General features: G+C 29.7%; 12 protein-coding genes. 5 read left to right on the top strand and 7 right to left on the bottom strand.

Going from position 1 to position 13,425, the window contains the following annotated elements; genetic code table 11:
* Positions 1–76: 76 nt before the first annotated feature.
* A complete protein-coding gene (locus METOK_RS05605; RefSeq protein ID WP_048057908.1) occupies positions 77–964 on the bottom strand; it encodes a Ppx/GppA phosphatase family protein in 888 nt (295 codons plus the stop codon).
* Between the two features lie 302 nt (positions 965–1,266).
* On the opposite strand from METOK_RS05605, the gene ppsA reads away from it, so the two are divergent.
* The 3 genes from ppsA to METOK_RS05590 are packed head-to-tail and all read left to right on the top strand — an operon-like array spanning position 1,267 to position 4,343.
* Positions 1,267–3,624 (top strand): phosphoenolpyruvate synthase, encoded by a 2,358-nt coding sequence (ppsA, locus tag METOK_RS05600; protein WP_013867250.1) that lies wholly within the window; start codon positions 1,267–1,269, stop codon positions 3,622–3,624.
* The gene (locus METOK_RS05595) at positions 3,624–3,962 is read left to right on the top strand and encodes a DUF357 domain-containing protein (protein WP_013867249.1); all 339 of its coding nucleotides are present in this window, start codon (positions 3,624–3,626) and stop codon (positions 3,960–3,962) included. Before ppsA ends, METOK_RS05595 begins: the two co-directional genes overlap by 1 nt.
* A gap of 39 nt (positions 3,963–4,001) precedes the next feature.
* Positions 4,002–4,343: a DUF555 domain-containing protein gene (locus METOK_RS05590; protein ID WP_013867248.1), complete on the top strand. Its 342-nt coding sequence runs from the start codon at positions 4,002–4,004 to the stop codon at positions 4,341–4,343.
* Positions 4,344–4,453: 110 nt separating this feature from the next.
* Here METOK_RS05590 and rqcH read toward each other — a convergent pair whose 3' ends face one another.
* Positions 4,454–6,508: a ribosome rescue protein RqcH gene (gene rqcH, locus METOK_RS05585; RefSeq protein WP_013867247.1), complete on the bottom strand. Its 2,055-nt coding sequence runs from the start codon at positions 6,506–6,508 to the stop codon at positions 4,454–4,456.
* A 299-nt stretch (positions 6,509–6,807) separates the two neighbouring features.
* Here rqcH and argS point away from each other — a divergent pair, with 299 nt between their 5' ends.
* A complete protein-coding gene (gene argS / locus METOK_RS05580) occupies positions 6,808–8,544 on the top strand; it encodes an arginine--tRNA ligase (RefSeq protein ID WP_013867246.1) in 1,737 nt (578 codons plus the stop codon).
* An 82-nt stretch (positions 8,545–8,626) separates the two neighbouring features.
* Here the strand turns inward: argS and METOK_RS05575 are convergent, their stop codons facing one another.
* From METOK_RS05575 to METOK_RS05560, 4 genes are all read right to left on the bottom strand, one after another.
* Positions 8,627–9,130 carry a DUF2115 domain-containing protein gene (locus tag METOK_RS05575; RefSeq protein WP_013867245.1) on the bottom strand — a complete coding sequence of 168 codons (504 nt, stop codon included), beginning with the start codon at positions 9,128–9,130 and terminating at the stop codon, positions 8,627–8,629.
* Positions 9,131–9,146: 16 nt separating this feature from the next.
* Positions 9,147–9,704, bottom strand: a complete 558-nt coding sequence (locus tag METOK_RS05570; RefSeq protein WP_013867244.1) for a TIGR00267 family protein — start codon at positions 9,702–9,704, stop codon at positions 9,147–9,149.
* Between the two features lie 61 nt (positions 9,705–9,765).
* Complete coding sequence (locus tag METOK_RS05565; RefSeq protein ID WP_013867243.1) at positions 9,766–10,014, bottom strand: KEOPS complex subunit Pcc1; 249 nt, start codon at positions 10,012–10,014, stop codon at positions 9,766–9,768.
* Positions 10,015–10,094: 80 nt separating this feature from the next.
* On the bottom strand, positions 10,095–11,015 hold the full coding sequence (locus METOK_RS05560; protein ID WP_013867242.1) for a hypothetical protein: 921 nt from the start codon (positions 11,013–11,015) through the stop codon (positions 10,095–10,097).
* A 374-nt stretch (positions 11,016–11,389) separates the two neighbouring features.
* Between METOK_RS05560 and METOK_RS05555 the strand changes: the two genes are divergently transcribed.
* Complete coding sequence (locus tag METOK_RS05555) at positions 11,390–12,625, top strand: methanogenesis marker 15 protein (protein WP_013867241.1); 1,236 nt, start codon at positions 11,390–11,392, stop codon at positions 12,623–12,625.
* A gap of 96 nt (positions 12,626–12,721) precedes the next feature.
* Here METOK_RS05555 and METOK_RS05550 read toward each other — a convergent pair whose 3' ends face one another.
* Positions 12,722–13,339, bottom strand: coding sequence for a DUF4013 domain-containing protein (locus tag METOK_RS05550; RefSeq protein ID WP_013867240.1), 618 nt, complete (start codon positions 13,337–13,339; stop codon positions 12,722–12,724).
* Positions 13,340–13,425: the final 86 nt, after the last annotated feature.

The following is a 13,425-nucleotide window of genomic DNA, read 5'->3' as shown; positions in this document are numbered from 1 at the left end:
TTGTTTTATATTTATTTTATAGTTATTTCATTATATTTGCTTCTTTTTCTTTTTCTTTTTTTATTTTTCCTATATTTTACGGTTTTTCACCATTTAAAAGTAATTTTAAAATTATGCCCTCCCTAATACCATATTTAGATATATACAAAGTCTTACAACCATAAATATTCATCAATTCAGACATTGCAAGTGCTGCTGAAACTACGGTTTCTGACCTCCTTTCAGATATCATATATTTTTCAGAAATTTCATTAGGTGTCATATTTTTTATTTTATTCAAAGTTTTATCAAGAACCGTTTTTTCTATTTTCTTTTTATGTGTAATTTTTGAGAGAGCTCTTATACTGCCTCCTACACCTACCATTGTTTCGAAATTTTGGCTGGGTTTTTTTATAAATTTTCTAATCTTATTTCTTGCCCCTTCTTCATTTATCAATATTCCATCCGGAAAGAAGTCTTTAAAATATAATGTTCCAAGGGGATAACTATTGCAGTGTTCAATATCGTTGTTTTTTACAGAACATACCTCCAAACTTCCCCCACCCATATCACATATTATTCCGCTTTCTAAATTAATATTCAATAACGCCCCATACGCCGAATAATACGCTTCTTCCTGTTCTGACAATATCCTTATGTCGAAGTAGTCTTTCATTTCATTTAAAAATTCATCCTTATTATCCGCCACTCTTATTACATAGGTTGCAAAAGCTATAAGTTTATCAGGTTTATATTCATCCACTTCCTTTTTAAAATGTTCCAGTACTTCTTTTGTTTTAGAAATACCTTTCTTTGATATAATTAATTTCTCACCATGGGGAGAATTACTTTTAATCAAATAATTAAATAATCTCAAATATATTGATTGAGTATATTTTGGTATTAATTTACCGTTTTTATATTTATATATTACAAGTTTTACAGTATTAGAACCTATATCAATTACGCTGATAATTTTTTCCAAAATAACACCCACTTATTTTTTATAAAATACTAAATACTATATTTATTTATTTAAATAACCTTATAATCGTATGGATTAAAATATATATAAACATTACGATTATTGAACATATATTCATAAATTGTGAACTAAATTAAAAATAAAAATAAGATAAATAATTAAGATAAAATAAAAGAAAGTAAAAAAATCTATATCTTATTATTTATTATTACTATAATAATTTAATATAAGAATAAGGGATATATTTAAAAACCATAAATTCAATATATAATATTGTTATTTTAATAAAGTGGAGGTAAATTATGAAATTGATAGCATGGTTGGACGAACTTTCTAATAAAGATGTAAATCTCGCAGGTGGAAAAGGAGCTTCACTCGGTGAAATGTGGAATGCAGGACTTCCTGTACCCCCTGCATTTGTAGTAACTGCTGAGGCATACAGATATTTTATAAAGGAAACGAAATTAGATGAAAAAATAAGAGAAACTTTAAAGGGTATTGATGTAAATAACACGGATGATTTAAAAGAAAGGTCAAAAAAGGCAAGAGATTTAATTACAACGGCAAAAATGCCTAAGGATTTGGAATTGAGCATCATTGAAAGCTACAATAGACTCTGTGAAATTGATGGAGGGGGAGAAATATTTGTGGCAGTTAGGAGCTCAGCCACAGCAGAAGATTTACCAAATGCAAGTTTTGCAGGACAGCAAGATACATATTTAAATATTAAAGGAGCTGATAATGTAGTAAATGCTGTTCAAAGATGTTTTGCATCACTATTCACACCACGGGCAGTATTTTATAGAGAACAGGAAGGATTTGACCATTTCCAAGTAGCATTAGCCGCAGTTGTTCAAAAAATGGTAAATGCAGATAAAGCAGGGGTTATGTTCACAGTAAATCCAATGAACCAAAATTATAATGAAATGGTAATAGAAGGAGCATGGGGGCTTGGAGAAGGTGTTGTAAGCGGTATAGTAAGCCCAGACACATATATAATCGATAAAACCAACTTATCAATTAAAAACATATACATAGCCAAAAAGAAAACAATGTTTGTTAAAGATGAAAATGGAGATACCAAAGAGATACCTGTTCCAGAAGATATGCAGGAAAAAAGGGTATTATCCGATGAAGATATTAAAAATTTAGCTGAAAAAGGAATTCTTATTGAAAAACATTATAAGAGACCTATGGATATTGAATGGGCTTTGGAAAATGGAAAAGTATATATGCTTCAGGCAAGACCTATTACAACATTAAATAAGGAGAAAAAGAAAGAAGCAGAAAAAACAGAAGAAGAAATCGAAGCAAAAATACTTTTAAAAGGTATTGGAGCATCACCTGGTGTAGCCTCAGGAAAAGTAAAAATACTTCACGATATCGAGGAGATAGATAAAATTAAAGATGGGGATATATTAGTTACAGGTATGACTACCCCAGATATGGTCCCTGCAATGAAAAAGGCAAGTGCTATCATCACCGATGACGGTGGATTGACTTGTCACGCTGCCATTATTTCAAGAGAGCTCGGAACACCCTGTGTTGTAGGGACCCAGAGGGCAACGGAAATTCTAAAAGATGGTATGATAGTAACCGTTGATGGTGAAAAAGGAATTGTATATGAAGGAGAAATTAAGAAAAAAGAAGAAACTGCACCTGCTCAGGTTGTAGTTGCAGGAGCTCCGATAATAACTGCAACAGAGATAAAGGTAAATGTATCCATGCCTGAGGTTGCAGAAAGAGCTGCGGCTACTGGTGCAGATGGAGTAGGTCTTTTAAGAGCAGAGCACATGATTCTTGGAACAGGGGTTCATCCAATTAAGGTGTTGGAGGAAAAAGGTGAAGATGCACTTGTAAATATATTTGCAGAAGGTATTAGAAAAGTAGCAGATGCATTTTATCCAAGACCTGTAACATATAGAACATTGGATGCCCCAACAGATGAGTTTAGAGGTTTGAAGGGTGGAGAAGATGAGCCAGAAGAACACAATCCTATGATGGGATGGAGAGGTATTAGAAGAGGTTTAGACCAGTCAGAAATTTTAAGATGTGAATTACTTGCCATTAAAAAATTAAGGGAAGATGGATATAAAAATATAAACATAATGATACCACTTGTAACAAGTCCTGATGAAGTTAAAGAGGTTAAGAAATTAGCCCATAAAATTGGGTTGGAACTTGGAAAAGATATTGAATTCGGAATAATGGTTGAAACGCCAGCAGCTGCATTAATCATTGAGGATTTTATAAAAGAAGGCATTAACTTTGTTTCCCTTGGAACAAATGATTTAACCCAATATACAATTGCAATAGACAGAAATAATGAATTTGTTGCAAAGTATTATAGGGAAAACCATCCAGCAGTTTTAAAACTTGTAGAATCGGTAATAAAAACCTGTAAAAAATATGGCGTTAAAACTTCAATCTGCGGTCAGGCTGGAAGCAGGCCTGCCATTGTTGAAAAACTCGTGGAATGGGGTATCACAAGCATTTCTGCAAATATCGATGCAATAGACACCATAAGAAAAACAGTTGCAAGAACAGAGCAGAGGGTAATTCTTGATGCCATTAGGAATAAAAAGAATAATAATTATAAAATGGCATTAATTATTTTTTATTTTTTTAAAACATTTTTAAAGATTAAAAGAGGATGCTAATGGATATTAACTGCAATAATGGTAGTAATAACAGTAGTAATATTAACAATATCATCTCGAATAAAAAGTTATATAATTATTTAAGCAGAACAGAAGAAGCAATAAATATTATAAAAAAGGGTTTTCCACCAAAGAGAAGTTTATTGTATGATGTTGCAGAAGATTTTTTATGTATGATTGAATGTTATTTTAACGATGCAAAAACATTTATAGAAAAAGGAGATTATGTTAATGCGTTCGCATCATTAAATTATGCTTATGGTTGGATAGATGCCGGAGCTCGGTTAGGTATTTTTAATGTGGGCGATGATGACATAAGATTTACATTGGCAAAATAAAGGAAAATGCGAGAAATATATAATAATTGGTGAGATTAAATGACAAATTATCATGTAACATTACAGGCGCCCTATATAGTAAAAAATGTTGAAGATGTCGAAGATGCCATAGGAGTGGCAGTATCAAATATAGGCAAAATATTAAACAAAAAAAATATGGAATATGTTGATATAGATGTTGGATTAACCATCTGTCCAAAATGTGGAGAACCAATAGACTGTGTTTTGGTTGTTGCAAGGACGGCTATTGTAGGTATATTATTATCTATGAAGATTTTTAATGCGGAAAGTCCAGAACATGCTGTGAGAATTGCAAAATCTTCAATAGGAAGAGCTTTAAAAGATATTCCTCTTGAAATAGTGGATGTTGTTGAAATTTAAATGGAGTTTATATTTATTTTATTAATTATTTCTTATTTATTTTATTTTATCATAATTTTAATTTATTATTTATCATAACTTATTATTTTTAATTATATTGGTATGATTTATTATTTATTTTTTATATCACTTTCACCCGGTGGTAGAGCTCTGAGTATATCCTCATCATCCACACCGTATTCCTTAAACTCTATTTTAAGTTCTTTTATTAATTCACCTTTTTTCTTTTTAGCAGGTTTTAATAGAACATATTTTTTAAAGTTTTTAATTGTTTCTGGTGGTGCTGTGGTTAATCTTTCCTCATTGTCATATTCAACAATACCTATTCCAAGTTCAAGAGGCACACTTCTTATAAAATTCCTTTTGCCTCTTATTACAAATGCTCCCTTTTTAAGATACTCTCCACTTTCAGCGGTTTTAGAAATTTGCTCGGGTTTTACCCAATAAACATCGGCACTACCCAATCCAAGCCTCCAAGCCTTTGAATGAGATGCTGCAAATTTTGCAGTTTCATTTAATAAAAATTCTCTCTCATCTTCATTAAGTTCATCTATGTTTTTACCATTCATTTTTATTACTGTAAAAGGAGCTCCTTCCATAAGGGTGTGGAATACTATATCGTCCTTTTCAGTATATCTTTTTATAAGCATTTCGTTTGTTGTAGCATCCTTACCTGCAATTATTAAATAATTATTTATTACTGTCCATTTGAATTTTTCATACCATTTTCTTTTCTTTCTCTCTTTTTTCTCCATAGTTTTTTCTTCTCTCTCTTTAAGGGACTCCATTTCAATTTCTTCTTTTTTCTTTAACTTTTCAAGTTTTTCTTTTGATAGGTTTATGGCTGTTTTAACACCTTCTATCTTGTTTTTAAACTTTTTGGATTTACTATAATAGTTATCGGCATTTTCAAAGGCATTTTTCCTTATATCAAGTGAAACATCCTTTTCAATAAGTCCATTTCCATAATCTGCGGATAATTTTAATGTAATTTCTCCATTTTTTTCGTTAATATATACTATTTTGCTCAATATTGGATTATCTTTATTCTCCTTAACTATCTTTTTTATGGAGCTCCAATCCATCTTTTCTCGTGCTGATTTTAAGGTCGTTATTATTTCATCTACAAGGGCATAATTTGCATAAATTAAATCTCCTTTTATCTGGTTCTCTTTTGCCTGTTTTTCATATTTTTTCAAGGATTCAATTTGATTGTTTAATATTCTTTCCTGTTTTTTTACCATCTTCTGCAATTTTGTTTCTTCCTTTTTAATCTCCTTTTTTAATATAAACCGTGAAAAATAATCATCCAATGCCGTTAAAAATTCTTCATAATATTTTTTATCATAATCTTTATCTTTATATTTCATTAATTCTATCGGCGTAACATCGTAGTATTCTCCATTTTTTAACACGATTTGAGGTCTCTTTTCATTGAATAGTTTATTAAAAAATATTTTTGTTCCATCAAATAACTTTTTTATCTCTTCATTAGAGGGATTTTTTATTTTTTTATCAACTTCTGCTAACTCACAAATTTCTTCGGCATATATTCCTGCTAAACCAAATATTCTTGAAATAACCCTTACACATTCTGTATCTTTGTTTTCATCCTTTTTAAACTCGTCTTTAAATATATCATAAGCCACGCCATATTCTATATTGAAAGGTGTCAAATCCTTCTGTGGAGGAAATTTATATATTTCCTTTGGAATAATTCTTCTTGTGCTCCATTTTTCAATTTTTAATGGAAGAATAATTTTATCCTCATTATCAAGTAATATAATGTTTCCATCACCAAAGAGCTCTACAACTAATTTATAACTTATTTCACCCCATTGAAATGTAAATTTAACAATCCTATCAAAGTTATGCTGTTCTATACTTGTTATTTTTATATTTTTCAGATGTTTTCTAAGCAACATCGCAAATGATGGAGGGTTCTTTGGTTTTTCTCTGCTGTATTCTGTCAATGTAATATATTTATATTTGCCTGTGCCTATGGCGAGCTCCCTTGTTCCAATCTCTGGGATATGGAGTTTCAATATGAGCTCCTTACCATCCTGAGAATCCACTAAAAATGCCTTATCAAGTTTTCCATTTATTATTTTTTGGAGCTCCTTTACAGCGACATGGATATCCACATTTGTTAATTCTGTTTTCATAATCTCACCATAAATAAATAATAATGATTAATGGACAATGATAATAATAGAATAAGTTAAATTAAAATTATAAATATAATTTCATTCCTCATATATATTAATAGTAATATAGTAAGTGCAATCTATATAAAATTATGATTATAAAATAACATAAAAATTATAATAAAAATATAAAATTATAGTGAAGTATAATGATATAATAATGATATAATGGAGTATAAAATTACATCTAATTAATTTAAAATTAAAAATTAAAATTAAAAAGATTATGATATAACTATAATAATTAAAGTGATAAAATGATTGAAAAAAACATAATTGAAGCACTGTATAAAAAAATAAATGAATTAACAGGAGAATCAGAAGAAAAAATGGAAACAATAAGATTGGAAGAGCCTCCTTCTCTAAATTTAGGTGATTATTCAACGAACATAGCATTTAGATTGGCAAAATTATTGAAAAAATCGCCCATGGTTATAGCAGAAGAAATAGCAAATTCTTTAAAATCTGAAAATATTGAGGGAATAAAGGATATAAAGGCTGTAAATGGATATATAAATTTTTTCCTAAATTACAATAGCTATTCAAAAAAAGGTGTAAAAAAGATACTGAATGAAAAAGATAATTTTGGAAAAGGGGAAGAAAAAAACAAAAAGATAATATTGGAACATACCTCCGCAAACCCAAACGGACCTTTACACATAGGACATAGCAGAAATGCCATTGTTGGAGATAGTTTAAAAAGAGTGCTTGAATTTGCAGGATATAATGTTGAAACTCAATACTATGTAAATGATATGGGAAGGCAGGAGGCAATAGTGGTATTTGGATTGAGTAAATTTAAATTGGATAAAAATAAAAAACCAGACCATGCCATAGGTGAGGTCTATGTGGAAACCAATAAACTTTTGAATGAAAACCCCGAGCTCGAAAAAAATATATTGGATTTAATGAAAAAATATGAGGAAGCTTCTGAAAAAAATGAAGAAAACGAAATAACCAAAAAATTCGAATATGCTGTGAATTATGCATTAAGCGGATTTAAAGAAACTTTAAAAAATCTCAATATTAAACATGACAAATTTGTATGGGAGAGCTCCTATGTTAAAAACGGTATGGTAAAAGAGGTTATAAAAAGACTAATGGAAACTGGAAAAGTGGAAAAAGATGAAGTGTATAGACTAAACCTTTCAGATTTTGGAATAGAGAAAAAATTAGTTCTTGCAAGATTAAACGGAACAAGTTTATACTCCACAAGGGATATTGCATATCATATCGATAAGATGAAAAACTGCGATATAGGTATCAATATACTTGGTGCAGACCATAAACTCACGGCTGAAATGGTAAATGCAAGTTTAAAATTATTAGGTTATAACACGCCAGAAATCGTATTTTATGAGTTTATATCACTTCCAGAGGGCTCAATGAGCACTAGGAGGGGAAGGTTTATAAGTATAGATGAGCTCTTTGAGGAGGCGAAAAGAAGGGCAATTGATGAGGTTAAAAAAAGAGGCGTGGCAACAGATAAGGATGAAATAAACGAAATTGCCCATAAAATAGCTACGGGTGCTGTAAGATACAATATCGTTAGAATCTCACCAGAAAAACCCATGGTATTTAGATGGGATGAAGCACTTGATTTTGAAAAGGTTGGATGTCCAGTAATACAGTATGCCCATGCCAGATGTTGTAGAATTCTTGAAAATAAAGAAAATAACTACAATGAAAAAAATATTAATTTCAATGAGCTATTTAACTATGAATTAATCGATAATGAAAAGATATTAATAAAAACATTACTAAAATTCCCGAATATAGTTGAAAAATCTGCAAATGCGAGAAAACCGCAAATAGTAGCAATTTACATGCTTGATGTTGCACAGGCATTTAATAGATTCTATGGAAATTGCCCGATATTAAAAGAAGAAAACCAAAATATCGTTTATTCGAGGTTAAAACTTGTAGAATGCACAAAAATAGTTATAGAAAATGGATTAAATATTTTAGGCATTGAATGTCCTGGTAAGATGTAATTATCTATTTTAAATTATTCTTTAAAATATTATTTTTTTTATATATTTTAATTATCTACATTTTAATTATTTTTTATTATTCTTATTTATTATTATTTTTTAGCTCTTCAATTCCCTTACATATACAAAATTCACATAATGAATATTCATTTTTTTGCCTATTTTTCACAGGACAGTAATATATTCCGTTTTTTTCAATGATACGCTTTCCACCGGGAAATCTCATTCCAATAGGATGAAGCGGTTTTTTAGCAATAAAAATTAAATAAGGAGTAACAATATGTGATAATTTGATAAATGAGTCTTCTCCCTTAGTGTTTGTTTTAAATTGATTTATTCGATTATACAGTTTATTTAATATATCTTCATCAATTTCAAAATCCTCCAATTCCTCTTCATTCTTTTTTCGCAATTCTTTCAATGTATTTATAAAATATATAATTTGGTCTTTAAGGTATGATTCCTTATATTCCTTTGGCAAATACTCCATATCCTTTTCCAAAAATAACCTTACATTCATTAAATCATGAATGCTGAATTTAGATGCATCTTCTTTTAGTTTTTTAAGTAATTCTTTGGATTTCATATTTTTACCACTTTTATCACTTAAACATGTGTTCAATTGTAAAACTAATCAATGCTACTATTAATCCACCCAATACCATTTTAAGCCCAGATATTGCTAAATTCTCCTTAGATATTTTACCTATAAATACCCCAAGTCCAAATAATATTGCCAATGTTATAATAATTGCAGTAATTACTGCTAAATCCTTTCTTAAAAATAAGAACGGTATCACTGGAATAACTGAACCAAAGGTTGTAGACACCCCATCGCCTATTCCGCTAACTGCTGTTTTATTAAGTGCTTTTTTGTAAAATAATGTGGTTTTTAAAGAGCCTTCTTCCTTTAAAAGAGCCTTCTCTTGTGATGACCTCATTCCCTCTAAAATTGCTCTTTCTGCTGTTAATGCTCCGAGTATATTGGAAATACCATTAGCCACACCCCCCCCTATGCCTGCGGCAATTATTATAGAAACATCTCCACCACTAGCTCCTATTACAACACCAAGGGATGATAAAGAACCATCAATAAGTCCTCTTATTATATATCTCATATCAAAGTTTTCTATTAACCTCGATATATCTTTTAATTTCACTCCATATCCCCTTTATTTTTTCTTTTTTTAATTTTAATTTTAATTTCTTTTATTTCATTAATTATTTTATTATTTTATTATCATTTTTTTCATTTATTTCAATAATATCCATTACCATATTGTAATTAACAAAATAATCGTCAAGTATATTTTTTAATGAACCTATTGTGTTTGTTTTTACGAGTAATTCCAAATTTTTTAAGTTTTTGTTGTATGTTGTTTTTATAATTAACCCATTTTTTATATCATCAACCTCTAAGCTTTTAACGATATTTTCATTTGAAGGTATTTTCATTTCAAGTGTTATCATAATATCACTTCATTATTTTATCATTATCGTTATTATTGCCATTTTATTTTATTATATTGCTATCGCTATTATAATCGTTATTAATCTTTATCATTATCATAATATTTTAAATCAAGCCCTCTCCTTCGGAGCTCCGAATATATCTCATCAGGAACATCAGGACATTTTAGCACTTCCATGGCTTTTTTTCTATCCATTAACCCATATCTCACCATTGCACAAACCCTATTGAATTCAAAACTAAAACCATGTTTTTTATGGAATTCTCTCAAAGCTGGTGCAAGCACTAAACAGTTTGTGGTATATCCCCCTAATTCTGGGTCTTTCCATGGGAGCTCCTTTAATATATTATACCTATCATCGTCGGTTAATTTATAGCCTGTGAGTAATCTTATCATGGTAATGCTATCCTTTAAATTCTTAAATGGAGAGGTTCCAAATGGGAGCTCATGCCCAGTAATTATTTTGTCAATATTTAGCATTTTTGCCATCTTCCAAATCTCTCTCATTATGAGCTCAGAGCATCTTCTACACGGAGATTCCCCCCTTAAAATACTATCTTTGAATAGTTCTGTATAGTCCCTATTTAATACTATCCAATCTACATTTAAATATCGAGTGATATTATAACAATTTTTAAGAGCTCCTTTTGACATATATTTGTTATCAACTGTAATGCATAAAGGATTTACCTTAAAATCTTTCAAAAGTAAATACAATGCCACAACACTATCTTTTCCACCAGAAAATGCCAATATACAGTTATATTTTTTATTAAGGTTTTTATCATTAGTTTTATCATAACTATTAGTTTTATTTTTGCCCGTTTTATCTTTTAAGATATATTCAATTTCTTTTTTCATTTTTTTAAAGTCCCGTGGATACTTTATAGAATAATAACATTCAATACATATATTTTTTCCATTATATTCTATTATTTTTGATGTTTCACTAGTATTTAAGCACATTTCGCATTTTAATATGTTTTTAGCATTGTCCATACTATCCATTTTTATATTTTTAAATTTTATATCATTAATTTAATTTTTTATATAATAACTTAATTTAGCATATTAACGAATACTGATAATACTAATTGATAATGATTAAGATAATTAATAGTAACTAAATATTAATAATAATAAATTAATATAAATGAAAATTTATTTATTTATAAAAAGCATTATCTATAAATAATATTTAAAATATTAATAATTAATAATTCAAGATTAAGAAATAAATATTAAGAGATAATAATATGAAGTATAATTTATGTTTATATGGTGATTATAAGGAGCATATATTACATCTAATCTATTTATACCTATTCTATTTATTATTTTAATATTTTATTTTTAATTTCATTGGTGGTATCATGACAGTAAAAATAGCTGAATTAACATGCGGTCCAGAATATAGTGGAGTTCAAAGCGAAATTGAAAAAGCAGCAAAGGATGTAGGCGGGGAAATTGTATTTCCAGAGGTAGATTTAGATTACATTAATAAAGTTGATGAGCATATGGGATTTGAAGTAGCATCCCCTAATTTAAAACTCATGTTTGCAAGAGCCATGTCCGTTATTGAGGGAAATACCGATGCAGAGGCAGTTTTTATAGCAACATGTTTTAGGTGTGCTGAGGGAGCTCTGGTTAGAAACGAGGTAAGAAAGTTAATACAAAAAAATACAGATTTGCCTGTTGTTATGTATTCATTTACAGAGAGAACAAAGGCATCAGAATTATCAACAAGAATGGAAGCCCTTGCTACAATTGTAGAGCGAAAATCACTATTGGGTAGAAAGAAACAGGAAGGTATAAGTTTAGGTCTTGATAGTGGCTCTACAACAACAAAAGCCATAATTATGCAGGACAACAAAATCATTGGAAAGGGATGGGTATATACAAAGGATGTTATAGAATCGGCACAAAAGGCTGTTGATGATGCATTAAAAGAATCTGGTTTAAAGATGGATGATATAGAAACTATTGGAACCACAGGATATGGAAGACATACCCTTGGGGAGCATTTTAAGGCAGACCTTGTTCAGGAAGAATTAACAGTTAATTCAAAAGGTGCAGCATTTTTGGCTAATAAACAGGAAGGAGAAGCTACCGTAATTGATATTGGAGGTATGGATAACAAAGCCATATCTTTAAACAATGCCATACCTGATAACTTTACAATGGGAGGTATCTGTGCTGGTGCAAGTGGAAGGTTCTTTGAAATTACAGCACGAAGATTGGATGTTTCTATACAGGAGCTCGGGGATTTAGCAGCAGAAGGGGATTGGAGAAAGGTTATGATGAACAGCTATTGTATTGTATTTGGTATCCAGGATTTGGTTACAGCTCTTGCAGGCGGTGCAGACCCCAAGGATGTAGCAGCAGCAGCAGCTCATTCTGTTGCAGAACAGATTTATGAACAACAATTGCAGGAAGTGGATGTAAGAGACCCTGTAATACTTGTTGGGGGAAGCAGTCTTTTAAAAGGTATGGTGCTTGCATTGGGTGAGATACTCGGTAAAAAAATTGTTGTTCCGCCATATTCACAATATATTGGTGCAGTAGGTGCAGCATTGCTTTCATCAGGATACAAATACTTTAAAAAATAAAAAGATAAAAATAAAATTAAAAAAATAATAAAATAAATAATAATATATAATAATATTTATATTTTTAAATATTTCTTCAAAAAATAAAAAGAAGAATTAATAGGAGCTCTTAGTATAAAGATTTCCAAAGTAATAGGCATAAACTAATTGAAGATAAAATCCTAAAATTGCTCCGATTATCCAACCTATTATTGGAATAGCAGATATAAATCCTGCCACCACATATAACACTATCATTACAACATAGCAAACAATATACTCGCTAACAACAGATTTTATTCTACCAATTATTTCACCCAACTCAAACGCAGCCCCAAAGCTACCCTTAGCCACATAATTTGCAAGAGCCATTGGGAGTATAAATCCAATTATAATCATTAATATCCCAGAAACTGATATTCCACTTACAAACAATCCTGTACTCTTATGTCCATAGCTAAATGTCGTAATTATCATAATTATTATTGGTATAATTAAGTATATTATTGATATTATTATTCCCATAAAACCTTTTATGAACTTAGAACCAAATTCATCCCATTCAGGAAGATTAGTTTGATTTTTATTAATGATGATGGATTCCATGGTTTCCAAGGCATAGCCAAAACTTATAAAATTTACAATTGGGATTATGTTTAATATACCCCCTATAATGATTTTTTTAATCCATTCAGTATCCTCCATAGGATATTTTAATCCATCTGATAACTCCATTTTTTTCACCCCTTATATAAATAAATATTTTTATATATCTATATAGTATATAAAATTTTTTGTAATTAATGATAATATAAGTTTAA

The sequence above is a fragment of the Methanothermococcus okinawensis IH1 genome, from assembly GCF_000179575.2.
GTDB classification, from domain to species: domain Archaea; phylum AGJL01; class Methanococci; order Methanococcales; family Methanococcaceae; genus Methanofervidicoccus; species Methanofervidicoccus okinawensis.
The sequence above is the reverse complement of the archived record's forward strand: the minus strand, read 5'-3'. Positions and strand labels throughout refer to the sequence as shown.

Excerpts from the sequence above, each read along its gene's own strand:
- ppsA (WP_013867250.1), top strand. The coding sequence starts at position 1,267 with ATGAAATTGATAGCATGGTTGGACGAACTTTCTAATAAAGATGTAAAT.
- METOK_RS05595 (WP_013867249.1), top strand. The coding sequence starts at position 3,624 with ATGGATATTAACTGCAATAATGGTAGTAATAACAGTAGTAATATTAAC.
- METOK_RS05590 (WP_013867248.1), top strand. The coding sequence starts at position 4,002 with ATGACAAATTATCATGTAACATTACAGGCGCCCTATATAGTAAAAAAT.
- rqcH (WP_013867247.1), bottom strand. The coding sequence starts at position 6,508 with ATGAAAACAGAATTAACAAATGTGGATATCCATGTCGCTGTAAAGGAG.
- argS (WP_013867246.1), top strand. The coding sequence starts at position 6,808 with ATGATTGAAAAAAACATAATTGAAGCACTGTATAAAAAAATAAATGAA.
- METOK_RS05575 (WP_013867245.1), bottom strand. The coding sequence starts at position 9,130 with ATGAAATCCAAAGAATTACTTAAAAAACTAAAAGAAGATGCATCTAAA.
- METOK_RS05565 (WP_013867243.1), bottom strand. The coding sequence starts at position 10,014 with ATGATAACACTTGAAATGAAAATACCTTCAAATGAAAATATCGTTAAA.
- METOK_RS05560 (WP_013867242.1), bottom strand. The coding sequence starts at position 11,015 with ATGGACAATGCTAAAAACATATTAAAATGCGAAATGTGCTTAAATACT.
- METOK_RS05555 (WP_013867241.1), top strand. The coding sequence starts at position 11,390 with ATGACAGTAAAAATAGCTGAATTAACATGCGGTCCAGAATATAGTGGA.
- METOK_RS05550 (WP_013867240.1), bottom strand. The coding sequence starts at position 13,339 with ATGGAGTTATCAGATGGATTAAAATATCCTATGGAGGATACTGAATGG.